Origin of the sequence: Pseudoalteromonas sp. S3178 (genome assembly GCF_005886985.1) — a bacterium.
GTDB lineage: Bacteria > Pseudomonadota > Gammaproteobacteria > Enterobacterales > Alteromonadaceae > Pseudoalteromonas > Pseudoalteromonas carrageenovora.
In genome coordinates this window covers 1-745 of the sequence record NZ_PNCW01000144.1, presented here as the reverse complement: position 1 = coordinate 745, position 745 = coordinate 1, and the positions used below count along the sequence as shown (strand labels likewise).

Sequence of the window (745 nt, the reverse complement as noted above, 5' to 3'; positions counted from 1 at the left end):
TGGTGCATCACTGGTGCCTGTAACCGTTGGGGTGCTGTCGTTAGTGAGTATTGGCGCATCCACACTCACACTTGGCGCGGTGGTATCGATGTTACCGCTGGAGGTAATATCGTTGCTGTTGCCCGCTGCATCGCTAATATTTGCCTCGATGCTGTAAGGGCCTTCTGCCAATGCAGTCGGTACTTCCACTGAGAAGTTGCCATCAGCATCCACTGTGGTGGTAAACGTTTGCTCGACTCCTAAATCATCTGTAACAGTAAAGGTGATCACGGTGCCTTCAACCGCATCACTGGTGCCACTTAAGGTTGGGGTGACGTCGTTACTTGAACCTGGGTTGGTTAGCTCAAGCGTTGGTGCAATGGTATCTACTTCTCCTGCGCCTGTGGCAGTCGCGGCGTTACCTGCTGCATCGCTTACGCTTGCACTTACTGTATAACTGCCTTCAGCAAGTACTTGTGAGGCGGCCACACTCCAGGTGCCATTAGCTCCTAAGGTCGTTGTAACCGTATGAGTGACGTTATTGCTATCGGTGATTTCAACCGTTACGGTGCTGCCTTGCGGTGCATTCGCGGTGCCGGTGATGGTTGGTGTGGTGTCGTTTGTTACGCTCAGCGTATCAACTTCAATCGCTGGCATGGTGGTGTCAATAATACCGGTTTCGCTCGCGCTACCAATATTCCCTAGGCCGTCATCTACCTCGGCGGTGACCGTGTATTCACCTTGCGCTAAATCAGCTGGGGCATCA

The 745-nt window shown here is 52.6% G+C and carries 1 protein-coding gene; it reads right to left on the bottom strand.

What is annotated here, in order from left to right; genetic code table 11:
- On the bottom strand, positions 1-745 hold a 745-nt coding region (locus CWC11_RS20385; RefSeq protein ID WP_171038469.1), incomplete at both ends, for an Ig-like domain-containing protein.